The organism is Pedococcus bigeumensis, from assembly GCF_006438965.1.
GTDB classification, from domain to species: domain Bacteria; phylum Actinomycetota; class Actinomycetes; order Actinomycetales; family Dermatophilaceae; genus Pedococcus; species Pedococcus bigeumensis_A.
Genome location: NZ_RCZM01000001.1, coordinates 129892 through 153409 on the forward strand (window position 1 = coordinate 129892; position 23518 = coordinate 153409).

The following is a 23518-nucleotide window of genomic DNA, read 5'->3' on the forward strand; positions in this document are numbered from 1 at the left end:
GATTCCCCCGTATGCCGCGGGGCCGCTTGCCGTCGCACCCTCGGTTCCGCGACGGTTGCGCCATGACCACCACCTCGGGGCCGGACCCGAGCCAGCCGTCCGGCGCTGCGGGCGCGTCCCCGAACCCGATGTCGCGCGTGCTGCTCGTCGAGGACGAGCCCGCGCTGGCCGAGCTGGCCCGGCTCTACCTGGAGCGCGACGGCCACCGGGTCGATGTGGTCGGTGACTCCGATGCGGCGCTCGCCGCGCTCGCCCCCCGCAACCACGACCTGGTGCTGCTCGACATCGGTCTGCCCGGCAGCGTCGACGGGATCGAGGTCTGCCGCCGGATGCGGGCGGGTGACGACTGGACGCCGGTTATCTTCGTGACCGCCCGCGACGACGAGGTCGACCGCATCATCGGGCTCGAGCTCGGCGCGGACGACTACGTGACCAAGCCCTACTCGCCCCGCGAGCTCGCCTCCAGGGTGCGGGCCCTGCTCCGCCGTCAGCTCCGCGCAGCCCAGTCTGCGGGGGAGCAGCCGCGGTCCCTGTCGGTCGGCGCACTGGTCCTCGAGATGGACACCCGGCGCGGCCGTCTCCACGATCGGCCGTTGCCTTTGACGACAACGGAGTTCGACCTGCTTGCCCACCTCATGGCCCGGCCCGGTCGCGTCTACACACGCGGTGAGTTGTTGACGGCGGTGTGGGACTACCCGGCCGACGACCCGACGCGCACCGTCGACGTGCACATCGCCCAGCTGCGGGCCAAGCTCGGTGACGACAGCCCGATCCGCACCGTCCGTGGGGTCGGCTACAGCGTCGAGCGATCATGAGCGTCGGAGGCCCAGTCGGCCGCGGTTCGCTGGAGCGACGGACTGCGGCCCTGATGGCAGCGGTCGTGACCATCGCGGTGGTCGTCGCCGGCCTGGTCTCCGTCGGACTGGTGCGCGGCGCGGCCCAGGACGAGGCGCGAAAAGCGTTGCGCAGCAAGGCGGATCTCGTGAGCGCGGTGCTCGAAGCCAGCCGACCCGTCGACATCACACCCGCGCTGCGGGTGGTCCGCCAGCAGGACACCCCGGTTGCCTGGGAGGGACCCGGCGGCCGGTTGGCCGGGGACGCGCTGGCCCGCACGGCATACACGCAGCTGCCCCAGGTGCAGCGGACCGTGAGCGGCTCCCACACCCTGCGCATCGACGGCCGGTCGGTGCTCGTCGAGGTGCGCCCGCTCTCCAACGGCGCGACCGTCGTGTTCGCGGAGCGGACGAGCCTGGCCGCCGGGCAGAGCCTGAGGTTCCTCAACCGGGTGCTGCTCGCCCTGGTGATCGGGCTGGTCCTCGCGGTGCTGGCGTCGGTGCTCTTCGCGCGTCGGTTGGCCGCACCGCTGCGCAGCACCGCGGCTGCCGCACACCGCATGGCATCGGGTGAGCGATCGGTCCGGGTGGTGCCTGCGGGCCCGGCCGAGGTGGCCGAGACGGGGGAGTCGCTCAACGCGCTCGCCGAGGCCCTCGAACACAGTGAACGACGGCAGCGCGAGTTCCTGCTGTCGGTGTCGCACGAGCTGCGGACGCCGCTCGGAGCCGTCAAGGGGTTCGCCGAGGGGCTGCAGGACGGCGTCATCACCGGCGACGCGGTGCCGGGCGCGGGACGCACCATCGTGGCCGAGTCGGCTCGGCTGGAGCGCCTGGTCGCCGACCTGCTCGACCTCGCCAGGCTGGGCGCTGACGACTTCCGGTTCGACACCGTGGCGCTCGACCTGCGTGACGTCGTCGACCAGGCCGCCGAGGTGTGGGGTGAGCGATGTCGCCGTGAGGGCGTGCGGTTCGCGGTCGAACGCCCCCCGGCGGCCGTTCTCGTCCGCACCGACCCGGTGCGGGTGCGCCAGGTGATCGACGGCCTCGCCGAGAACGCGCTTCGAGTGACCGAGGCCGGTGCGCCGCTGGTCCTGGCCCTTCGAGCGGACAGCAGCCACGCCGTGCTTGAGGTGCGCGACGGAGGTCCGGGCCTGACCACCGACGACATGGCCGTGGCGTTCGAGCGGTCCGAGCTCTACCAGCGCTACCGCGGGATACGGCGGGTCGGCACCGGCCTCGGGCTGGCCCTCGTCAAGGCGCTCGTCGACGGGCTCGGTGGCAGCGTCTCTGTGCAGCCGGCGCCGGCCGAGGGCGGCACCTGCTTCCGGGTCGAGCTGCCGCTCACGTGAGTCGGCGCCCGCTGGCTGTTCAGGCTCCGGTGGTGATCCAGTAGCGCCGCTTGCCGCCCAGCTCGCCCTCGAGCTCACCGCCGTTCGCCTCGATGGTCCGCGCGGACGCGACGTTGTCGAGGTCGCAGGTCACCAGCAGCCTGGGTATGCCGCGTGCAGCCGCCAGGGGCACCACCTGCCGCAGCGCGTCGCTGGCGAACCCGCGGCGCCGGGCGCGGGGCCGCACCGAGTAGCCCACGTGCCCACCGACCGTGGCGAGCATCGGGTGGTCGATGTGGTGCCGAAGCGAGATCGAGCCGACGAACTCGTCAACCCGGTCGGGGTCCTCCAGCCACCAGTAGGTGGCCGTGGTCCACCCTGGAGGCCTGGGGTTTCCCACCTCCGCGTCGCCGACGCGGTTGGCGACGAACCGGTCGAACTCGGCGCTGTCCTCCAGGCCTTCGCGGGTGAAGACCAGGCCGGGGAAGTCACCCTCAGCCGGCCAGTTGAGCACCCCGTCGTGGGCCGGCTCCCCGTTGGCCCGGAACTCGTCCACTGCGGCGAGGAAGGTCCAGTGGAACCGGGCGTGTGGCGTGGCGAGCAGCACCATCACGGCGCCAGTCGTAGTCGGGCGATCGCGGCGTCGAGCATCGCCTCGGTGAGCTTGCCGGTGAAGGTGTTCTGCTGGCTCACGTGGTAGCTCCCGACCAGCCGGACGGCGCGTCCGCCCGCCGTGGTTAGGATCGCCTCCGCCGCGTGCCCGAACCGGGGTTTGGGCCGGGGCACCTCCCAGCCCAGCCGCCGCGCGCTGCCGAGCGTCGCGTCCCAGGCGATCGACCCCAGGGCGAGCATCGACCGCAACCCTGGCGCGGCGAGCTCGAGGTCGCGGTCCAACCAGTGCGCGCACGCCACCTTCTCCACAGTGGTCGGCTTGTTGGCCGGCGGCGCGCACCGCACCGCCGCGATGATCCGTATGCCGTGCAGCAGCAGCCCGTCGCCGCTCGCCCAGGACTGTGGCTGGCTGGCGTACCCGGCGCGGTGCAACGCGGCATACAGCCAGTCGCCGGACCGGTCGCCGGTGAACATGCGCCCCGTGCGGTTGGTGCCGTTTGCGGCGGGCGCGAGACCCACGACGAGCACCTCTGCCTGGGGTTCGCCAAAGCCGGGTCCGGGTCTGCCCCAGTAGGGCTGGTCGGCGAAGGACGCCCGACGGCCCTGTGTCGCAACGGTTTCGCGCCACTCGACCAGTCGCGGACAGGCGCGGCAGACCGAGATCCGGGCGTCGAGCTCGGCGACGTCGGGGGAGGTGCAGGCGAGGGCGTCGGTCTGCGAGGCGTTGCGGGCCACGGGCGTCGCGGCCGTCGCCGGGTCGCCCGGCCAACCGCTGCCCGGCGGCACCGGGGACTCGAACAGCTCGCCCGTGACAGGGTGCGGGTCGACGTTCACGTCGCGATCCAGTAGCGGCGGGTGCCGTTGCGCGAGTCCTCGTAGACCCCGCCGTTCGCCTCGATGGCGCGCCGGGACGCCTCGTTGGACTCCAGGCAGGTGACCAACACCTGGTCCAGGCCGACCTCGTCGCGGGCGACCGGCAGGGCCAGGCGCAGCGCCTCCCGCGCATGACCTCGCCGACGGGCCGACGGCCGGACGCTGTAGCCGATGTGGCCACCCTCGCGCAGCAGGAAGTCGGTCAGCTCGTGACGCAGGGCCAGCGACCCGACGTACTCGTCCTCGTCGTCGACGATCCAGAAGAAGTGGCAGGCGGTCCAGGCCGCTCGCCGGGGCGCGTCCTCGTCGCGAGCCTGGACCCGCTGGGCCACGAACCGGGCGAACTCCGCGGGGTCCTGCAGACCCGCACGGGTGAACGTGTACCCGACGTATCCGGGCTCGGGCGGCTGGCTCAGGTCCCCGTCGCCGTCCCGCTGCTCCCCGGAGGCCGCGAACTCGTCGCTCGCGGCCAGGTAGGAGGCCTGGTAGCGGACGTTCGGGATGACGAGGCGGGTCACGCGACGACCGTAGCCGGACCGTCCGGCACGGGTCACGCGATATCCCCATGACCCGCCACGGGATGACAGGTCTGTCGCTCTCGGCACGTAGGCTGGGACCCAACATGAGCACGCTCTTCGACGACCTGTTTCCAGCTGATCCGCCCCCTCCCGGCACCCGCCCGAGCGCTGCGGCTGCTCGGGCGACGGCCGTGGACGACCGAGGCGTTCCGACCTGGGCCCAGGCAGCCGCCGAGGGGCGCGGCCCCGACGAGGCGAGCAGCCGGCATACCGACCCGGAGACGCTGCTCGAGGGGCTGAACCCCCAGCAGCGTCAGGCGGTGCTGCACGAGGGCGGTCCGCTGCTGATCGTCGCGGGCGCGGGGTCGGGCAAGACCCGGGTGCTCACCAACCGGATCGCCTACCTGCTGGCCGCCCGTGGGGTGCAGCCCGGCCAGGTGCTGGCCATCACGTTCACCAACAAGGCCGCCGCCGAGATGCGCGAGCGGGTCGCCGCGCTGGTCGGCCCGCGGGCCAAGGCGATGTGGGTGATGACCTTCCACTCGGCGTGCGTGCGGATCCTGCGCCGCGAGGCCGCTAAGGTCGGGCTCAAGACGACCTTCTCGATCTATGACGCCGCCGACAGCCAGCGCCTCATGGCGATGGTGATGCGCGACCTCGACCTCGACCCCAAGCGCTACCCGCCCCGGTCGTTCAGCCATCAGGTCTCCAACCTCAAGAACGAGCTCGTCGACGAGGAGACCTTCGCCTCCCAGGTCGGTGAGGGGACCCACCAGGAGCGGATGCTGGCCGAGGCCTACACCGGCTACCAGCGCCGGCTGCGGCAGGCCAACGCCCTCGACTTCGACGACCTGATCATGACGACAGTCAACATCCTGCAGGCCTTCCCCGACGTCGCCGAGCACTACCGGCGGCGGTTCCGCCACGTGCTCGTCGACGAGTACCAGGACACCAACCACGCCCAGTACCAGCTCGTCCGCGAGCTCGTGGGCGGGGCCGCCGGCAGCGCGGGTATGCCGGTCGGTGACGGTCCGTCCGTCGAGGCGGCCGAGCTCGTGGTGGTCGGCGACGCCGACCAGTCGATCTATGCCTTCCGTGGCGCGACGATCCGCAACATCGTGGAGTTCGAGGAGGACTACCCGAACGCGCGGACCATCCTGCTCGAGCAGAACTACCGGTCGACGCAGACCATCCTGCAGGCGGCCAACTCGGTCATCGCCAAGAACCCCGAGCGACGCAAGAAGAACCTCTGGACCGACAGCGGCAGCGGTGCCGCGATCATCGGCTACGTCGGCGACAACGAGCACGACGAGGCGGCCTTCGTCGCCAAGACGATCGACGAGCTCGGCGACTCGGTGGGGGTCAAGCCCAAGGACGTCGCGGTGTTCTACCGCACCAACGCCCAGTCGCGTGCGCTCGAAGAGGTCTTCGTGCGAGTTGGCCTGCCCTACAAGGTGGTTGGCGGCACGCGGTTCTACGAGCGGCGCGAGGTCAAGGATGCGCTGGCCTACCTCCGGGTCATCTCCAACCCCACCGACACGGTCAACCTGCGCCGCATCCTCAACACGCCCAAGCGGGGGATCGGCGACCGGGCGGAGGCCTGCGTCGCTGCCCTCGCCGAGCGCGAGCGGATCCCGTTCATCGCCGCCCTCGGCCGTCCCGAGGACGCCCCAGGCATCGCGACGCGCTCCGTCGCCGCGATCAAGGGCTTCACCGGGCTGCTCGAGCAGCTCGGCGCCATCCACGCCGACGACGAGCAGGGCGTGGGGGCGCTGCTCGAGGCCGTGATCGAGAAGTCCGGCTACCTCGCCGAGCTGCGGGCCAGCCGTGACCCGCAGGACGAGACCCGGGTCGAGAACCTCGCCGAGCTCGTCGCCGTGGCCCAGGAGTTCGACGAGACGCGGGCCCAGACCGGTGAGGTGGCCAGCCTGGAGGACTTCCTCGAGCAGGTCTCGCTGGTGGCCGACGCCGACGAGATCCCGGACGGCGAGGAGGCCGAGGACCTCGGTGTGGTCACCCTGATGACACTGCACACCGCCAAGGGGCTGGAGTTCCCGGTCGTGTTCCTCACCGGCATGGAGGACGGCACCTTCCCGCACCTGCGCGCCCTCGGCGACCCCAAGGAGCTCGAGGAGGAGCGCCGGCTCGCCTACGTCGGCATCACCCGGGCCCGCGAGCGGCTGCACCTGTCCCGCGCCGCCGTGCGGTCTGCCTGGGGTGCCCCGCAGTACAACCCGGCCAGCCGGTTCCTCGACGAGATCCCACCCGCGCTCGTCGAGTGGCAGCGGGCCGAGGCGGCGACGACCACGCGGCGCCCGGGCATGCCTGCCGTCGCGACGCTGGCCCAGCGGCCGGGCGTCCGCTCGCCCGGCAACCGACCCCTCATCTCGCTGCACGCCGGAGACAAGGTGACCCACGACAGCTATGGCATGGGCACCGTCGTCAAGACCGAGGGAGACGGGGAGAAGACGCAGGCGCACGTCGACTTCGGCGGCGAGACCGGGGTCAAGCGCTTCCTGCTGCGCTACGCGCCCCTCGAGAAGCTCTAGGCACTTCCGCGCCACGCGGCATACCCGAAAGGCGCCCCGCAGGGCGCCTCGTGTGGGGGAGCCAACCTGCTACTGCAGGCCGTGGTCGTGCAGCCAGGGAGCGGGGTCGACAGCTGAGCCGCCGTCCGGGTGGATCTCCAGGTGCAGGTGCGGACCGGTCGAGTGACCCGTGTTGCCCGACAGCCCCACGAGGTCACCGGGGGCAACCTTGTCGCCCACCGTGGTCTCGATCTGGCTGAGGTGGCCGAACACCGAGACGGTGCCGTCCCAGTACTCGATCTCGATCTTGTTGCCGTAGCCGCCCTGCCAGCCGGCGAAGGTGACGGTGCCGGTCGACATGGCCTCGAGCGGCGTCCCCACCGGAGTGCCGAAGTCGTCACCGGCGTGCAGGCGGCCCCAGCGCCAGCCGTAGCCGGACGTGAAGACCGCGCCGTTGATCGGCATGACCCACTTCTCGCGGGCCTTGCGGTCGGCCTCTGCCTTCTTGAGGGCGGCTGCGGCCGCACGCTTCTTGACCACTGCCGAGCGCTCGGCGCTGCGGGCGATGCGGGCTGCCTCGAGCACGCGGGCGCGGGCTGCGGTGACCTGCACCTCGCGCTGCTGGTCGGTCTCGACCCGGTTGAACTTGGCGGAGGCCGCGTCGTGGGCCCTGGCCTTGGCGGCCGTGCCGGTCAGGTCGAAGTAGGCCGGGGCGGACTCGGCCACGGTGGCGCCGGTCGCGGTGACGACCAGGGCTGCGGCGGCTGCGCCCGGGAGCAGGTAACCGCTCTTGGCGATCCGGGGTCCCCTGCGAGGCGCGCGATGGCGCCCTGGGGCGCGATGACGGCCCGAGTAGGAATCTGAGCTCACGAAGTGATGACCTTGCGTGCGGGGGGACACGGAGCCACCGAGGGTAGCGTGATCAGTTCGTTATCCAAAATCGCCTTCGCCAATCTGTGTCCAATGTCCGAAACATCCCTCAGGACGGGCGCCGTCGCAGCTCGGTGACGCCGGGGGTGAGGGTGTGACCCTCGCTGTCGAGGTGGGCCAGCGTGCTGGAGATGCCGTGCACCACGCTGCCGATGATGGGCAGCGACATGTGGCCCACACCGTGCAGGTCGATGTTGCGGGCGCTCAGGTCGGGGTGGGTGAGCGCGGCGTTGCGCTGCGGGAAGACCATCTGGTCCAGGTCCGACCAGTAGACGACGAACCTGGTCCGGCAGTCCGGGACCGGCTGGTCCAGCTCGCGCATCAGCCCGCTGCCCGGGCGCAGCTGCCGGGTCAGCTGGTTGTGCCACCCGTATGCCGTGTAGGTGCCCTGGTGCGGCGTGCCCAGCGTCACGAGGGTGTGGACGCGCTCGTCACCGCCGAGGCGGGTGACGTAGTAGCGGGCGATCAAGCCCCCCATGGAGTGGCCGACGACGTGGATCCGCTCATAGCCGGTCTCGGCCACCAGCGCCTCCACCTCTTCGGCCAGCTGGGCCGCGGCGACGCGGATGTCGGCCGTGAAGGGGGAGTAGTTCATGCTCGTGACGCGACCGAAGCCGCGTCGGCGCAGACCGAGGCGCAGCAGGGTGAAGATCGACCGGTTGTCCACCATGCCGTGCACGAGCAGGATCGGTGTGCCGGCAGCCTCGACGTCGGAGATGAGCAGGCCACGCTGGATAGGCGGCAGGTGCTCGACCCTGAACCCGAGCTGGCTCTCCCGTCCGTGCCGACCGAACAGCCCCCAGGGGTAGAGCGCCAGGTGGGTGGTCACCCAGGCGGCCTCGACCGCTGCGCCCAGGGCTCCCGTGGGCGTGGCGAGGGCCTTGGCGGCCCCTCCGACGATGTCTCCGGCCGTCGTCGAGGCGCCTTTGACGCCGCGGGCGGCCCGGGTGAGGAGGCCGGGGCGCGCGTCGTCACCCGACGGGTGCCGCTGCAGTGCGGCAGGTCGGCGAGGGCGCGGGACGCTCTGCGACATGACTTAGCGAACGTAGTCGTTGAAAGGGTGACAATCGAGCGTTCACGCGAAGTTTCCCGCGTGTCTGCCCGTGGTGTGCGCCACCCGAGGCCCGCCCCAGCGCAGGAAGTGGCTAGTCTGCGGCCATGACTGACTCCCCACTGCGCGTCGTCGTGGCCAAGCCCGGACTCGACGGACATGACCGCGGCGCCAAGGTCGTGGCGCGCGCCCTGCGTGATGCAGGCATGGAGGTCGTCTACACCGGCCTGCACCAGACTCCCGAACAGATCGTCGAGGCAGCCATCCAGGAGGACGCCGACCTCGTCGGGCTGTCCGTGCTCTCCGGCGCGCACATGACCCTCTTCGCGAAGGTGATGGAGCTGCTCAAGGCGCGCGACGCCTCCGACATCGTCGTCTTCGGCGGTGGCATCATCCCCGAGGCCGACATCCCCGAGCTCGAGAAGATCGGGGTGGCCAAGGTGTTCACCCCGGGCGCCACCACCACCGAGATCGTGGCCTGGGTGCGTGGAGCGGTCACACCGCACTAGACGACCAGCGGCTGGGGTCGACCCGCCGGAGGCGGGCAGGCGGCAAAGAGGGCCAGGCGGCTCCCGCCTGGCCCTCACCTGTCCGGACTACCGCAGAGTCCTGTGGCGCCGGACGATCCCGGTCCGTGCCCACTTCTGGCCGAAGCCCCACGTGTCGCCGGCGAGGAGGGTCGCGAGGACGACGACGCTGATGGCGCCGATCATGTGGTCATCGATGACCGGGTTGTTCTCCAGCGGCAGCGAGGCTGTCCACATCAGCGCGTAGAGCAGGGCGCCGGCGGCTGCGGCCATCCGCATGCCGATGCCGAGCGTGAGCGCGAGACCGATGCCGAGCAGTCCGGCCATGAACAGCCAGTCGGCCCAGGCCTGTCCGGCCATGCCGTTGAAGAATCCTTGGAAGGGATTGTTCTTCGGGACCCCGAACTTCAGGAATCCCGTGGTGGGGCTGCCACCGTTGATCCACGCGGCCGGCCCGAAGCGGTCGGTCACGCCGTCGGCGTTGACGCCGGTGTGGAATCCGAGGGCGAACAGCTTGTCGAAGAAGGCCCACAGGAACGTGAGGCCGAAGGCGACCCGTAGCACCGCAAGCGCCTTGCGGGCAGTGGAGTGGGTCACCACGTCGTGTTCGACGAGAACGTCGAGCTGGGGGTGGCGCTGGATCGTTGTCATGACTACTTCCTCCTTGGTGGGCCGAGTGGTCCGCTTGTCTGTACCTCCATCCTTGAACCGGGCCGGCCGGCCCGCTCGGGTCTTTGGTCCCGCCGCAGCGTGGTGGCGGTGTCTGTCACGTCACACCTCGTCCGGGCCCTCGTTTATGCCGTGCGCGAACCTGACTTCCTGCGGGTCTGGCGGGCGCCTAGCGTGGCGCCATGAGCACCGCGCCGAGCCTGAGTCTGGTCAGTCCCAGCCGACCCGAGCAGCCCCGACCCGAGCAGCCCCGGCCCGAGCCCCTCTGGCGTGAGGTCGTCGGGGCGCGGCTGCGTCACCTGCGTCGTCGGGGTGGGCTGACCCTGGCCGAGACCGCACGGCGTGCGGGGATCTCGCCCCAGTACCTCTCGGAGGTCGAACGCGGGCGCAAGGACCCCTCCTCGGAGGTGCTGGCGGCGATCTCGGGAGCTCTGGGCGCCGACCTCGTCGACGTCACCCACCTCGCCTCCCTCGACCTGCGCCGCCAGCACAGCTCCTTGGCGGTCGCCCCGCCCGGAGAGATCCGGCTGTCCGCCTGACGCGGCGCCGACGGTCCGCTCAGTCCGGCGGGGTCCGGGACGCAACCAGCCGGTCGACGATGCCGTACTCCACCGCAGCCTCCGGGGTGAAGATCCGGTCGCGGTCGGTGTCCCGTCGCAGCGTGTCCAGGGGCTGGCCGGTGTGCTGCGACAGCACCCGCTCCGCCTCTGCCCGGAGGCGGATGACCTCGTCCGCCTCGAGGATGAGGTCCGGGATGGCGCCCTGGCTGCGTGCTGACGGCTGGTGCAGCAGCACCCGGGCGTGCGGCAGGATGCTCCGGTGCCCGTGGGCTCCCGCGGCCAGCAGGATCGCCGCGGTCGAGCAGGCCTGGCCGATGCAGGTGGTCGCGATCGGGGCGCGAACGAACTCCATCGCGTCGTAGACCGCGAAGGTGGCGGTCAGCGACCCACCCGGTGAGTTGATGTAGAGGTCGATCGGCCGGTCGGCGTCCTCGGACTCCAGGTGCAGGATCTGCGCGATCAGGGCGTTGGAGACCCCGTCGTCGATCTCGGTCCCGAGGTAGACGATCCGCTCGCTCAGCAGGTGGCTGTAGACATCCATCACGCGGTCACCGCGCGGGTGGGTGCGGACCACGTTCGGGATGGTATAGGCACTCACTGCACACCCGCCAGCCCCGTGCGGGAGACCCGGCGCGGCCGGACGCTCTCGAGCGAGTCGAGGACGCTGTCGATGAACCCGTACTCGAGGGCCTGCTCGGCCGAGTACCAGCGGTCGCGGGCCGAGTCCTCACGGATCCGCTCGAGCGGCTGGCCGGTGTGCTCGGCGATCAGCCCGAGCACGGTCTCCACGGTGAAGCGCAGGTCCTCGGCCTGGAGCTGGATGTCGACGGCCGTGCCACCGATGCCCGCCGAGCCCTGGTGCATGAGGATCCGCGAGTGGCGAAGGGCGTACCGCTTGCCGTGCGTACCGGCCGTCAGGAGGAACTGGCCGGCGCTGCACGCCAGCCCGAGGGCCAGGGTGGAGACGTCGTTCGGGACCAGCCGCATGGCGTCGTGGATCGCGAGCATCGCCGGGACCGAACCACCCGGGGAGTTGATCCACAGGCTGATGTCGGCCCGTTGGTCCTCGGCGGACAGCAGGAACAGCTGGGAGCAGAGGCGGGTGCCGCCGCGGTCGTCGAGCTCACCGTCGAGGACGATGATCCGCTGCTCGAGGAGCCGGCTGGCGAGGTGGTCGCCCAGGGCGGACTGGGGAGGGCTGGTGGCGTCGCGCATGACCCCACAGTGGGACTGCCGGGAATGGCCCGCCCAGCGCTCGCTGCTGTGAGCAGCAAGGCGGGCCCTCCGCGACTGCCTAGGGGACGACGGGCAGGCTCAAGGTGGCCGGCGACAGCGGTGACGCTCGCACCGTCACCGGCTGCACGGCATACGCGTTCTTGTAGGCCGCATCGGTGCTGGCGAGCACCAGCTGGAGCCGGTGACCCGCATCGACCCGGTGCACGATCGCGGGCAGCTCGATGTGCACCGACTGGGTGACGTCGGCGACACGAACCGGGCTGATCAGCTTGTGCACCAACGTCTTCGAGCCGTCAGGCGCGATGTCGTAGAGCTTGGCGAAGACCTGCAGCTGCCCGCTCGGGCCGGCCGACTGGGTGGCTGCCGAGACCGGGGACTCGAACCTCACGTCCAGGGTGGGGGCGCCGACGATGGTCAGCGGCTTCGACTGAGCGGGGGTCGTCCAGGCGCCGAACGTGCCGGGGGTGTCGAACGGCGTGGTCACTCCGTCAGGGAGGTCGACCTGCCCCTCGAGCCCGGAGATCTCGGAGTACGACGCAGCCGCGCCCAGCCCCGGGTTCGACCAGGTGGTCGAGCCCGGCAGGATCGCCGACTTCGCGGACACGAGCTCGTCCGCGGACGAGAGGTAGAGGGCCTTGCGCGACCCGACCGGGAAGCTGCCGGCGCTGGCGTAGGCCGGTGCGGCGCTACCCGTGTAGCCCACCCAGTCACGGAAGTAGGAGAACTCGGGGCCGGTCGAGATCGCTGACCGCTTGAGGTAGTGGTCGAACCAGTTCTTGATGCGCAGGCCGAGGTAGGTGTCCTCGATGTGCTGCCCGGTCAGGTCCAGCTCGCCGGGAGCCGCGCCGGTGTTCGTGCCGGTGCCGCCGGAGTGACCCCACGACTGCCACGCCATCGTCACCGGCACGCCGCGGGCCTTCATCGAGCGGTAGGTGGCGGTGGCTTCCTGGAGGTTGAACAGGGTGTCGTTCTCGCCCTGGATCAGGAAGGTCGGGATCTTGACCTTGTCGATGTAGTGGGCGACCGACACCCGGTCGGTGAGCTGGTAGGTCGAGCTGGTCGGGTAGCCCAGGGTGTCGAGGGTGGCCTTGGCCTGGCAGGCCTCGAGGACGAAGTTGGGGCAGCCGACGTTGCGCGTCGGGTCGATCGCGGCGCCTTGCAGCCCGTCGGCGATGCCGACACCGAAGAACAGCCCGCTCCAGCCGATCTTCTCGGTGCCCGGGGTGGAGTTGGCGTAGGTGACGCCGCTGGTGAAGCTGGTGTTGTTGGGCGCGAGCGAGTAGCGCAGGTCGTTCCACGTGATGAGCGGGACGAGCGTGTCGACTCTGGAATCCACTGCGGCAGTGGCGAACTGGATCTGGCCGCCGTATGATCCGCCGATCATGCCCAGTCGCGGGTCATGGGTGGCCGGGTTGTCGAGCACCGTGAAGTTCACACCGAGCGTGCCCGGTCCGCCGGCGGCGCCACCCACCTGCGATGAGGTGTATGCCGTGGAGCCGCCGCCTCCGAGGAAGGTCACCAGCGACGTGGCCGCCTTGCCGTCCACGCCGGGGTCGTCGAGCGAGATCTTGCAGCCGCTGTCGGGAAAGCCGAGGCCGGTGTAGGACAGCACCGCGTAGCCACGCTTGGCGAACGCCTCACCGAGCCCTGCCTGGTCTGCCTTGCTGCCACCGAAGCCGTTGGTGGTCAGGATGGCCGGCACCCGCGCAGCCGAGCTGGCGCTGTGTGGCTTGTAGAGGTCGGCGTCGATCGTGCAGGTCTGGGGCTGGCCGAGGTCGTTCTTGCCTGCTGGGACGGTGAACTTCAGGCCCGTGTAGGTGTCGACCGAGTCAAGTGGCGCGGCCGATGGAGCGGCGGCGGTGACGGGCGCCGCGGAGGCGTGGGAACCGAGCGCGATGCCCGTGAGGGCGGCAGTCGCCAGGACGGCGACGGACCGGGTGCGGAACGAGGTGCGGCGCGACATCGAGCCTCCACGGTGGGTGGGCGGGCCGGGCTGGCACCGCTGTAGTGGTCTGACAACGAGGCCGTGACCGGACTGGTTACGTTCGGTCCCCTCTTTGCCCGCACCGGGCACCCCTGACGAGGGCGTGTGTCAGAATCGCCGCAGCTGTCCGCATGGTGAGCGAGGCGATCCACGACGTGGACCCGCAAGGGGGCTCGACGGCATACGGCTGACGTCATCTTGGGCAACTGCAGAAGAAAAGGCCTCGTTATCCGTACCAATCCGCAGGTTCCCACGCATTTGGCAAAGTCTTCGCAAGATTCATTGACCGGCTGATCCGGCGACGGGTTAGGTCAGGGCGGCGCGAAGCCCACGGCAACCCTGAGCCGTCCCTGGAGGGGGAATCGACGCCACACCAAGCGCGGGCAACAACACCTGCGCATGTCCGAGAAGAGGATTTTCGTGATCCGACTGTCTACCGGCGCCGCACTTGGCGTCGCAGTCATCGCGGCCGTGGCCACCCCACTGTCCGCAGCGTCAGCCGCTCCCCAGTCCGCATCGACCCACGCCCCGGCCAGCGTCTCCGCAGCACAGTCGGGCGCCGACAAGGACCACGCGGCGCTCGGCCTGTCCAACGACGAGAAGCTCATCGTGCGCAACGTCCTCACCGACGCGAACGGCACCCAGCACGTCCGCTACGACCGCACCTTCAAGGGCCTGCGCGTCGTCGGTGGCGACCTCATCGTCGAGAAGACCGCAGCCGGCCAGGAGAAGAGCGTGCACTACAACGCCTCCGGCAAGGTGGCTGTCGCCTCGACGACACCGACGGTGACGCGCACCAAGGCCATCTCCGAGGGCCGGTCCGCGGGCAAGCAGACCGAGTCCCCGTCCGGCGAGCTGGTCGTGTGGGCTGGCGGAGCCAAGCCCGTCCTGGCCTATGACGTGCTGGTCAAGAGCGTTCGCGCCGACCAGGTGCCCTCGCGACTGCACACCCTCGTGGACGCCAAGTCCGGCGCCACCCTCATCAGCTACGACGAGGTCCAGACCGGCACCGGCGACGGCATCTTCTACAACGCCACCCTCGAGACCAAGGCGCACACCGGGGGTGGCTACGAGCTGACCGACACCCACGGCAACAACACGCGCGACGCCCTCAACCAGGGAGACCCGAACACCGGCGTCGGCCCCGCGGGCAACCTGTTCCTCGACTCCGACGACGCCTGGGGCAACGGGGCGGTCTCGGACCGCGCCTCGGCCGCCGTGGACGCCCACTACGGCGCCACGACGACGTTCAACTACTACAAGAACATCCTGGGTCGCAACGGCATCTGGAACGACGGCCGCGGCGCTCCGTCCCGTGTGCACTTCGCCAACGCGATGGAGAACGCCTTCTGGGACGGCAGCCAGATGTCCTACGGCGACGGTGCGGGCAACGCGGCCCCGTTGACCGAGATCGACGTGGCCGGACACGAGATGTCCCACGGTGTCACCGAGAACACCGCGGCCCTGGTCTACAGCGGTGACGCGGGCGGCCTGAACGAGGCGACGTCCGACATCTTCGGCACCGCTGTCGAGTTCTATGCCAACAACCCGAGCGACCCCGGCGACTACCTCATCGGTGAGGAGATCGACCTCAACGGCAACGGGACGCCGCTGCGCTACATGGACAAGCCGAGCAAGGACGGCGCGTCCAAGGACTGCTGGTCCTCGACCCTCGGCCAGCTCAACCCGCACTACTCCTCGGGCCCGCTCAACCACTGGTTCTACCTGGCCTCCGAGGGCAGTGGCGCCAAGACGATCAACGGCGTCGCCTACAACAGCCCGGTCTGTGGCACCGCCCCCGCCGTGACGGGTGCTGGCCGCGCCAACATCGAGAAGGTCTGGTACCGCACGCTCTCGACCAAGCTGACCAGCAACAGCAACTACGCCGCGGCCCGCAACGGCGCCATCGCCTCGGCCAAGGAGCTCTACGGTGCGACCAGCGCCACCTGCACGGCTGTCGCTGCAGCCTTCACCGCGATCGCGGTTCCGGCTGGGTCCGAGACGTGTGGGACCACCCCGCCGCCGGCCGGCAACCTGCTGCTCAACCCGGGCTTCGAGTCCGGCGCCGTGAACTGGACCGGTACCGCCGGCCCGATCACCAACAACACCGGCCGTCCGGCTCGTACCGGTAGCTGGAAGGCATGGCTGGGCGGCAACGGCACGACGACGACCGAGACGGTCCAGCAGAGCGTCGCGATCCCGTCGACCGTGACCGCTGCGACCCTGTCGTTCTGGCTTCGGACCGACACCGCTGAGTCCGGCAGCACGGCCTACGACACGATGAAGGTGCAGGTGGTCGACGGAGCGACGACGACCACCCTGGCCACGTACTCCAACGTGGGCCCGAACGCGACCTACACGCAGAAGTCGTTCAACGTCCTGGCCTACAAGGGCAAGACGATCACGGTGAAGTTCCTGATGAACGAGGACTCGTCGCTGCAGACGTCCTTCGTGGTCGACGACACCGCGCTGGCCACCAGCTAGCAGACCGGAGCCGGGCCGGCGCTCCCCCTGAGCGCTGGCCCGGCTTCGCCCTGTGACGGAGGACATCGCCGAAGGCGAGCAGGACCCGCTGACCAGCGGCAGGCCGCGGACCACCTCCAGTCCGCGACCTGCCGCTACCTGTTGGCTAGGTACAGATCTTGCGACCGGCAGCAGGGCCGGTGATGTCGGCCAGCAGCTGGTTGACGACTGGTTCGGCCTTGACGACCCGCGGGTCGTGGACCGAGAGCAGGCCGGTGCCGGCGCCGAACATCACGATCATGTAGTCGGCTGGACGCGAGGCCGGTGCGGTCGGCTGGTCGGTGTCGTGGACCTGGAGTGCGGCGTCGTTGAGGACGGCCAGGCTGGCCTTGTCGATCGTGCAGGTCACCTGGCCCTTCTTGGTGGTGGCCAGCACCCCGCCGTCGTCCTGGATCGACAGGTTGTCGGTGAACCCGGCAACCCCACCCAGCCTGCTCACGGTGAGGGGGAAGCTCGCCTGCTTGGTCGTGGTCGTCGACGGCGCGGTCGGGAGCTGTGGGTCGTTCGACCCGCAGGCCGTCAACACCCCCACGGCGAGGGCGACCCAGGGAAGGACGGCGCGGGGTGCCGTGAGCAGGGGCGGCAAGGAGGTTCGCGACATACTGCCCATCCTGCCGTGCCCCGTGGTCAGGTGACCGCCCTTCGTCTTGCCGAGCACCGCGCCTCCTTGCTCCACGAAGGCCAGGCCGACGAAGCCGTCGTCGGCCAGGTACTGGATCGTGAGCCGACTCGCCGCAGGCGAGATGGTGCTCGACAATGCGGTCGGGATGGGCGTGGGGTCGTCTGCAGTGCATCCGGCGAGGAGCACCGTGAGTCCCCCCGCCGCGACGGCCACCGACTGTGGTGCGATTCGCGGCATACCGGTCATGCTGCCCTCCAGGGTCACCCACGTCACGCACCTCGGGCAGACTGCGGGCATGTCGTTCACCCGCGCAGAGCTCGACGCGGCGACCACCGTGGTGCGTCGCCATTTCCCCGCGACTGCCCAGCTCGAGTGGCCGTTGCTCAGCCAACACGTCGGCGCGGAGGTGTGGGTCAAGCACGAGAACCACACTCCCACAGGCGCTTTCAAGGTTCGTGGGGGTCTGGTCTATGCGGACCGGGCGGCTCGTGAGCGGCCCGAGGTGAAGGGCTTCGTCTCCGCGACCAGGGGCAATCACGGCCAGTCGCTGGCCTATGCCGGTCGCGCCGCCGGCCTGCGTGTCGTCATCGTCGTGCCCGAGGGCAACAGCCCCGACAAGAACGCGGCGATGCGGGGCTTCGGGGCGGAGCTGATCGTGCACGGCCGGGACTACCAGGAGGCGCGTGAGCACGCCATGAGCCTGGAGACGGACCTGGGTCTGGAGGCCGTGCCCCCGTTTCACCCGGACCTCGTGGTGGGCGTGGGGACCTATGCGCTCGAGCTGTTTGAGGCGGCCGGCCCGCTCGACGTGGTGTACGTGCCCGTCGGCATGGGTTCGGGCATCTGCGGGCTGGTCGGTGTTCGTGACCTGATGGGGTTGCCGACCGAGATCGTCGGCGTGGTGTCCGACCAGGCGCCGGCGACCGCGCTGTCCTTCGAGGCTGGTGGGGTCGTCACCACGCCCGACGCGGCGACGTTCGTCGACGGTGTCGCCTGCCGCGCGCCGGTGCCCGACGCCGTAGCGGAGATGGTCCGCGGCGTCTCCCGCATCCTGCGGGTGGGCGAGGACGGCACCGCGGAGGCGATGCGGGTCCTGCTGCGCACCACCCACCAGCTCCCCGAGCCGTCCGGCGCCATCGCCCTCGCGGGGCTGCTCTCCGAGCACGAGCAGCAGGCGGGTCGTCGCGTCGGCGTCATCCTCAGCGGCGGCAACTGCGACGCCGACATCCTGCGGACCGTGTTGTCCGGGGAGACGCCGACCCCGTAGCCGTATCCTCGCCTGCATGCCTTCCCGTGCCCCGCGCCGGTGGGCGGCGCCCGTTGCCGGTGCCACCCTCCTGCTGGTCGGTCTCACCACGGCCTGCTCGGCGGACCAGCCCAGCGCGTCCCCGACGACCACCACGACGACGTCGAACACGGCCACACCCACCCCCACGCCGACCGGTCCGCTTCCCCTGGTTGGTGGGCCGGTCCTGGCCGTCAAGATCGACAACACGTCGGCGGCCCGGCCGCGCATCGGCCTGGACGCCGCCGACGTCGTCTACGTCGAACCCGTCGAGGGTGGGCTGACCAGGCTGCTGGCTGTCTTCAGCCGCAAGCAGCCCGCTGAGGTGGGACCGGTCCGCAGTGGCCGCGAGTCCGACGTCGACCTGGTGGCCAACTACGGCAGGGTGGCGCTGGCGTTCTCGGGCTCCTCGGCCTACTCCAAGCGGATCCTGGACAGGGGCAAGCAGGTGAACCTCAGCTTCGACCAGAGTTCCCGTGGCTACCACCGGGACCGCTCCAGGCCCGCGCCCTACAACGTCATCGGCACGCCCAAGGCCCTCCTGGCGCGCGCCCGTGGGAGCGTCAAGCCGGCCGACATCGGCTTCCGCTACGGAGCGGCGACCAGCGGTGGCACGGCGGCCACGGCGGTGTCGGCGAAGTGGCCGTCCTCGCGGGTCGCACTGACGTGGAACGCCAAGCGCAAGCAGTACCTCGTCGCCACCGACGGACGCCCCGACGTCAGTCCGAGCGGTCGCCAGTACTCCGCCGGCACCGTGGTCGTGCAGTACGTCGCGACGCACAAGTCAGGCAACCGGGACGTGAACGGCCAGCCCACCCCCGTCGTGGACCTGGTCGGCAGGGGCAAGGTGACCGTGTTGCGTGACGGTGAGGTGTGGCAGGGCGACTGGTCGCGCAAGGGCGTCACGGCTCCGACGGTGTTCACCGCAGGCGGGGAGCCACTGACGTTCTCGCCGACGGGCACGGTGTGGGTCCTCCTCGTGGCACCGGGTCAGCGCGTCACGGTCAGCTGACGGGGATGCACTCCTGGTGACATTGGTCCCATTGGGCCCATCGGCCCGCACCCCAGGGGGCCAGCCAGGCGTGACAGGACTAGTCTCGGCGTCGAACCAAACCCATCCGTAGACGAGGACGTCAGACGTGGATCTGTTCGAATACCAGGCTCGAGACATGTTCGAGGCGCACGGCGTTCCGGTGCTCGCCGGTGCCGTCGCCACCACCTCGGAGCAGGCCCGTGCGGCCGCCGAGGAGATCGGCCCCAAGAGCGGTGGCGTGACCGTCGTCAAGGCGCAGGTCAAGACCGGGGGCCGCGGCAAGGCCGGCGGCGTCAAGGTCGCCAAGTCCGCCGAGGAGGCCGAGCAGTTCGCCGGCCAGATCCTCGGGATGGACATCAAGGGCCACACCGTGGGCACCGTGATGATCGCCCAGGGCGCCCAGATCGCCGAGGAGTACTACTTCTCGATCCTGCTCGACCGCGCCAACCGCACCTACCTGGCGATGTGCAGCAAGGAAGGCGGCATGGAGATCGAGCAGCTCGCCGTCGAGCGCCCCGAGGCCCTCGCCCGCATCGAGGTCGACCCCAACACCGGCATCGACGAGGCCAAGGCGCAGGAGATCGTGTCCGCAGCCGGCTTCGACGACGAGACCGGCGCCAAGATCGTGCCCGTCCTGCAGTCCCTGTGGACCGTCTACCGCGACGAGGACGCGACGCTCGTCGAGGTCAACCCGCTGGTCAAGACCCAGGCCGGCGACATCGTGGCCCTGGACGGCAAGGTGACGCTGGACGAGAACGCCGGCTTCCGCCACCCCGACCACGAGGCCCTCGAGGACAAGGCCGCGGCCGACCCGCTCGAGGCTGCCGCCAAGGAGAAGAACCTCAACTACGTCAAGCTCGACGGCTCGGTCGGCATCATCGGCAACGGCGCGGGGCTGGTCATGTCCACCCTCGACGTCGTGGCCTACGCCGGCGAGGAGTTCCCGGGCCAGCCCAAGCCGGCCAACTTCCTCGACATCGGTGGCGGCGCCTCGGCAGAGGTGATGGCCAACGGGCTGCACATCATCCTCGGCGACGAGCAGGTGAAGTCGGTGTTCGTCAACGTGTTCGGCGGCATCACCTCCTGCGACGCGGTGGCCAACGGCATCGTGGGCGCGCTGAACAACCTCGGCGACGAGGCGACCAAGCCGCTCGTCGTAAGGCTGGACGGCAACAACGTGGAGGAGGGCCGGCGCATCCTCGCCGAGGCCAACCACCCGCTGGTGACCATCGAAGAGACCATGGACGGCGCGGCCCGCAAGGCCGCCGAGCTGGCTTCGGCCGCGACGAACTGACCGAAGGAACGGCATACCAATGGCTATTTTTCTTGACGAGAACTCCAAGGTCATCGTCCAGGGCATGACCGGCTCCGAGGGCATGAAGCACACCCAGCGCATGCTCGCGTCGGGCACCCAGATCGTCGGCGGCGTGAACCCGCGCAAGGCCGGCACGTCCGTCGACTTCGACGGCGGTGTCTCGGTCCCGGTGTACGGCACGGTGGCCGAGGCCATCGAGGCGACCGGTGCCAACGCGTCGGTCATCTTCGTGCCCCCGGCCTTCGCGAAGTCCGCCGTGGTCGAGGCGATCGACGCGCAGATCCCGCTGGCCGTCGTCATCACCGAGGGCATCGCGGTCAAGGACTCGGCGGAGTTCTACAACTACTCGCTGGGCAAGACGACCCGCATCGTCGGGCCGAACTGCCCCGGCCTGATCAGCCCCGGGAAGTCCAACGCCGGCATCATCCCCGCCAACATCGCTGGGGCCGGACGGATCGGCCTGGTCTCCAAGTCGGGCACGCTGACCTACCAGATGATGTTCGAGCTGCGGGAGTTCGGCTTCTCGACGGCGGTCGGCATCGGCGGTGACCCGATCATCGGCACCACCCACATCGACTGCCTCGAGGCCTTCGAGAAGGACCCCGACACCGACGCGATCGTCATGATCGGCGAGATCGGTGGGGACGCCGAGGAGCGGGCCGCGGCCTACATCAAGGACCACGTGACCAAGCCGGTTGTCGGCTACGTCGCCGGCTTCACCGCTCCCGAGGGCAAGACCATGGGCCACGCCGGCGCCATCGTGTCGGGCTCGGCCGGCACGGCCGCGGCAAAGCAGGAGGCCCTCGAGGCCGCCGGTGTCAAGGTCGGCAAGACGCCGTCCGCGACCGCCGACCTGATGCGCGAGATCATGAAGGAACTGCAGAAGTAGCTTCTGCCGCAACGAGTTCCGCGACGGCCGTCACCCTTCCGGGTGGCGGCCTTCGCGCATCCCGCGGTATGCCGTGGGGCTGCGAGTGTTTGAAGGATCCGCCACGCCCTGACGTGGCAGATCCTTCAAACACTCGTTACTTCTGGCGGGCGAGGGCGAGCAGCCGGTCCAGCTCGGCGAACGCTTGCTTCGGCGTTCCCTGGAAGCCCTGGCCGTCACTCGTCTGGTGGAACACGATCGTCGTCCAGGCGCCCGGTGTTGCCAAGGGGGTCACGCCGACCCAGCGGTAGTCGGTGCCGGACGCGTCACCGGTGACCTTCTTGGTCAGCAGGAAGGTGCCGTCGGTCGGGCCGGTGGTCGTGGTGACCTTCCCATCGGGCTCGGTGCATCCCCTAACCAGGGTCGACTCCTCCTGGGCCAGCTGGCTGGTGACGGACTGCTTGGCCAGGGCGGCGCCCTCGGGCGTGCTGGTGTCGGCGTCGTCGATGCGGACCCGCTGGTGGCCGATGACGTTGCCGTCGCCGGGCCCGCTCTGGATCTCGACCTCACCGAGGCGGCCGCCGAAGCCCGACAGGAAGTCCTTGGTCTCGCAGAAGACCCCGATGTCCCCGAGGGTGTCGCCGGGGTTGCCCTGACCCGCGTAGGTCTTTCCCCCCGGTCCGAGCAGCGGGTCGCTCCACTGGGAGGCGGCGATGAAGTACTTCGACGCGGGGACGGGCGCGGGTCCGGTGATCTGCATGACCTGGTCGATCGCCTTCGGCCCGGAGCTCGTGCTGGTCGTAGTGGCTGGAGTCGTGGGTGCGGCTCCCGAGCCGTACCACTTGAGGCGGTCCTTCGCGATCTGCGCGAGGTCGACGACCTGCTCCACGGTGAAGACCGACTTCGGGTGCGCGGCGTCAATGATCTGGATCAAGGTGACGTCCGAGGGGCCGGGGACGACGACGAACCAGCCGGACCCTGCGTCGCCCGCCGTGTAGGAGAAGATCTGGGTCGTCCGGTAGGGGCCGTGCAGGTCTCCGCTTAGAGACGCACCGGTCACCGCGAAGTCCGGCCCCTGCTGGCACTGGCGGATGTCGGAGGCGATTCCCTCGGCCACGGTGTCCGGATGGAGCTTGGACGAAACCGCGAACTGCGTCTGACCGCCCTGGAAGCCGCCGGCGTCGAGGGTGACCTCCTGTCGCAGCTTCTGCCCCTGGGGGATGCTCGTGAGGCACTCGAAGGATGCCCAGTCGGCGGACTTGGGGTCCTGGGTCGTCATCCGCGCCGTCCCCTTGAGATCCAGCGCGCGCGTCCACTCCTGGAGCAGGGGGAGCGCGCCCGGCTGGCCGATCGAGTCGGTGGTCGTGGGGGAGGGGGCTGCGCTGGTCGTGCTGCTCCGCGTCGCGGGTGGGGTCTCCAGGGAGGCGTCGCGACCGAACTGGGAGTAGCCCACGGTCCCGACCACGACCGCTGCGGCGGCAGCAGCCGCCGTCCAGCTGAACAGCCGCTGGCGACGACGCGCCATACCCCTGGCCTTGACGAAGCGGACGTCGGGCAGCGGTGCACCCTCGACGTCGGCACGCAGGGAGCCCAGGGCAGCGCGCAGCTGGGCGTCGTCATCCGCCGTCCAGTCGTCGTGGTCAGCCATCGGGATGCTCCTCGTGCCGCAGGGCCAGCGCGAGCTGCGCGCGGCCCCGGTGCAGGCGCGCCTTGACGGTGCCGGCGGGGGTGTTGGTCTCGTGGGCGATCTGGTCGATGCTCAGGTCGCCGATGTAGTGCATGGTCACGGCTTCGCGGACCGGCTCGGGGAGGGTCCGCAGGGCGGCGACCACGGCGACCCGGTCCTCGGTGGGTGGCCCGGTCGTGTCGTGGGCGCCGTGCCGTTCGTAGGCGCGGTCCTGGCTGGTCTTCTTGCGCCAGCCCGAGATGGCGATCCGCCGGGCGACGGTGCGGACCCAGGCGAGGGGGTCGTCGTGGGTGCGGACCGTCGACCACTGCTGCCAGGCGCGGGAGTAGGCCTCCTGGGTGGAGTCCTGGGCCACGGTGAGGTCACCGGTGAAGGCATAGACGAGGTGCACCACCCGACGGGCGGTGTCGCGGTAGAACGCGTCGAACTCCGCCTCGGCGGACTGCGCGCCCATCGCCACCCCCTGTCTGGTCGGCACCGCGGTGTCCATCCGGACCACGGCGCCCATCGGAACCACCACTGCCATCACACCGCAG

General features: G+C 70.3%; 22 protein-coding genes. 10 read left to right on the forward strand and 12 right to left on the reverse strand.

Annotation, left to right across the window (positions count from 1 at the left end):
- Positions 1-62: 62 nt before the first annotated feature.
- The gene (locus EAH86_RS00605) at positions 63-815 is read left to right on the forward strand and encodes a response regulator transcription factor (RefSeq protein WP_277752312.1); all 753 of its coding nucleotides are present in this window, start codon (positions 63-65) and stop codon (positions 813-815) included.
- Positions 812-2182, forward strand: coding sequence for a HAMP domain-containing sensor histidine kinase (locus EAH86_RS00610; RefSeq protein WP_140736695.1), 1371 nt, complete (start codon positions 812-814; stop codon positions 2180-2182). The genes EAH86_RS00605 and EAH86_RS00610 overlap by 4 nt, the downstream gene beginning before the upstream one ends.
- Before the next feature lie 19 nt (positions 2183-2201).
- On the opposite strand, the gene EAH86_RS00615 is transcribed toward EAH86_RS00610, so the two are convergent.
- The 3 genes from EAH86_RS00615 to EAH86_RS00625 are packed head-to-tail and all read right to left on the reverse strand — an operon-like array spanning position 2202 to position 4164.
- Positions 2202-2771, reverse strand: a complete 570-nt coding sequence (locus EAH86_RS00615; protein ID WP_140737447.1) for a GNAT family N-acetyltransferase — start codon at positions 2769-2771, stop codon at positions 2202-2204.
- Positions 2771-3607 carry a uracil-DNA glycosylase gene (locus EAH86_RS00620; protein ID WP_140736696.1) on the reverse strand — a complete coding sequence of 279 codons (837 nt, stop codon included), beginning with the start codon at positions 3605-3607 and terminating at the stop codon, positions 2771-2773. Before EAH86_RS00620 ends, EAH86_RS00615 begins: the two co-directional genes overlap by 1 nt.
- The gene (locus EAH86_RS00625) at positions 3604-4164 is read right to left on the reverse strand and encodes a GNAT family N-acetyltransferase (protein WP_140736697.1); all 561 of its coding nucleotides are present in this window, start codon (positions 4162-4164) and stop codon (positions 3604-3606) included. Before EAH86_RS00625 ends, EAH86_RS00620 begins: the two co-directional genes overlap by 4 nt.
- Before the next feature lie 104 nt (positions 4165-4268).
- Here EAH86_RS00625 and pcrA point away from each other — a divergent pair, with 104 nt between their 5' ends.
- On the forward strand, positions 4269-6713 hold the full coding sequence (pcrA, locus tag EAH86_RS00630; protein WP_140736698.1) for a DNA helicase PcrA: 2445 nt from the start codon (positions 4269-4271) through the stop codon (positions 6711-6713).
- Between the two features lie 69 nt (positions 6714-6782).
- Here the strand turns inward: pcrA and EAH86_RS00635 are convergent, their stop codons facing one another.
- Positions 6783-7562: a M23 family metallopeptidase gene (locus tag EAH86_RS00635; RefSeq protein WP_140736699.1), complete on the reverse strand. Its 780-nt coding sequence runs from the start codon at positions 7560-7562 to the stop codon at positions 6783-6785.
- Positions 7563-7671: 109 nt separating this feature from the next.
- Entirely contained in the window at positions 7672-8655 is a 984-nt protein-coding gene (locus tag EAH86_RS00640) for an alpha/beta fold hydrolase (protein WP_140736700.1), read from the reverse strand.
- A 125-nt stretch (positions 8656-8780) separates the two neighbouring features.
- On the opposite strand from EAH86_RS00640, the gene EAH86_RS00645 reads away from it, so the two are divergent.
- On the forward strand, positions 8781-9182 hold the full coding sequence (locus EAH86_RS00645; RefSeq protein WP_140736701.1) for a cobalamin B12-binding domain-containing protein: 402 nt from the start codon (positions 8781-8783) through the stop codon (positions 9180-9182).
- A gap of 87 nt (positions 9183-9269) precedes the next feature.
- Here the strand turns inward: EAH86_RS00645 and EAH86_RS00650 are convergent, their stop codons facing one another.
- A complete protein-coding gene (locus EAH86_RS00650; RefSeq protein ID WP_140736702.1) occupies positions 9270-9851 on the reverse strand; it encodes a hypothetical protein in 582 nt (193 codons plus the stop codon).
- A 200-nt stretch (positions 9852-10051) separates the two neighbouring features.
- On the opposite strand from EAH86_RS00650, the gene EAH86_RS00655 reads away from it, so the two are divergent.
- Positions 10052-10408: a helix-turn-helix domain-containing protein gene (locus tag EAH86_RS00655; protein WP_140736703.1), complete on the forward strand. Its 357-nt coding sequence runs from the start codon at positions 10052-10054 to the stop codon at positions 10406-10408.
- A 19-nt stretch (positions 10409-10427) separates the two neighbouring features.
- Here EAH86_RS00655 and EAH86_RS00660 read toward each other — a convergent pair whose 3' ends face one another.
- The 3 genes from EAH86_RS00660 to EAH86_RS00670 all read right to left on the reverse strand — a co-directional run bounded on the left by EAH86_RS00660 (position 10428) and on the right by EAH86_RS00670 (position 13628).
- A complete protein-coding gene (locus tag EAH86_RS00660; RefSeq protein ID WP_140736704.1) occupies positions 10428-11027 on the reverse strand; it encodes a ClpP family protease in 600 nt (199 codons plus the stop codon).
- Entirely contained in the window at positions 11024-11644 is a 621-nt protein-coding gene (locus tag EAH86_RS00665) for a ClpP family protease (protein ID WP_140736705.1), read from the reverse strand. The genes EAH86_RS00660 and EAH86_RS00665 overlap by 4 nt, the downstream gene beginning before the upstream one ends.
- Positions 11645-11723: 79 nt before the next feature.
- Positions 11724-13628 (reverse strand): CocE/NonD family hydrolase, encoded by a 1905-nt coding sequence (locus EAH86_RS00670; protein ID WP_140736706.1) that lies wholly within the window; start codon positions 13626-13628, stop codon positions 11724-11726.
- Between the two features lie 441 nt (positions 13629-14069).
- On the opposite strand from EAH86_RS00670, the gene EAH86_RS00675 reads away from it, so the two are divergent.
- Positions 14070-16133: a M4 family metallopeptidase gene (locus EAH86_RS00675; protein ID WP_206665692.1), complete on the forward strand. Its 2064-nt coding sequence runs from the start codon at positions 14070-14072 to the stop codon at positions 16131-16133.
- A 145-nt stretch (positions 16134-16278) separates the two neighbouring features.
- Here EAH86_RS00675 and EAH86_RS00680 read toward each other — a convergent pair whose 3' ends face one another.
- Positions 16279-17031 (reverse strand): hypothetical protein, encoded by a 753-nt coding sequence (locus EAH86_RS00680; RefSeq protein ID WP_140736708.1) that lies wholly within the window; start codon positions 17029-17031, stop codon positions 16279-16281.
- A gap of 58 nt (positions 17032-17089) precedes the next feature.
- Between EAH86_RS00680 and EAH86_RS00685 the strand changes: the two genes are divergently transcribed.
- The 4 genes from EAH86_RS00685 to sucD all read left to right on the forward strand — a co-directional run bounded on the left by EAH86_RS00685 (position 17090) and on the right by sucD (position 21316).
- Positions 17090-18061 carry a threonine dehydratase gene (locus tag EAH86_RS00685; RefSeq protein WP_140736709.1) on the forward strand — a complete coding sequence of 324 codons (972 nt, stop codon included), beginning with the start codon at positions 17090-17092 and terminating at the stop codon, positions 18059-18061.
- Positions 18062-18077: 16 nt separating this feature from the next.
- Positions 18078-19091, forward strand: coding sequence for a DUF3048 domain-containing protein (locus EAH86_RS00690; RefSeq protein WP_140736710.1), 1014 nt, complete (start codon positions 18078-18080; stop codon positions 19089-19091).
- A gap of 127 nt (positions 19092-19218) precedes the next feature.
- The gene (gene sucC, locus EAH86_RS00695) at positions 19219-20406 is read left to right on the forward strand and encodes an ADP-forming succinate--CoA ligase subunit beta (protein ID WP_140736711.1); all 1188 of its coding nucleotides are present in this window, start codon (positions 19219-19221) and stop codon (positions 20404-20406) included.
- A gap of 19 nt (positions 20407-20425) precedes the next feature.
- Entirely contained in the window at positions 20426-21316 is an 891-nt protein-coding gene (gene sucD, locus EAH86_RS00700) for a succinate--CoA ligase subunit alpha (RefSeq protein ID WP_140736712.1), read from the forward strand.
- Between the two features lie 136 nt (positions 21317-21452).
- Here sucD and EAH86_RS00705 read toward each other — a convergent pair whose 3' ends face one another.
- Positions 21453-22943 carry a hypothetical protein gene (locus EAH86_RS00705; RefSeq protein WP_140736713.1) on the reverse strand — a complete coding sequence of 497 codons (1491 nt, stop codon included), beginning with the start codon at positions 22941-22943 and terminating at the stop codon, positions 21453-21455.
- Positions 22936-23490: an RNA polymerase sigma factor gene (locus EAH86_RS00710; RefSeq protein WP_241668108.1), complete on the reverse strand. Its 555-nt coding sequence runs from the start codon at positions 23488-23490 to the stop codon at positions 22936-22938. Before EAH86_RS00710 ends, EAH86_RS00705 begins: the two co-directional genes overlap by 8 nt.
- Between the last annotated feature and the right edge of the window lie 28 nt (positions 23491-23518).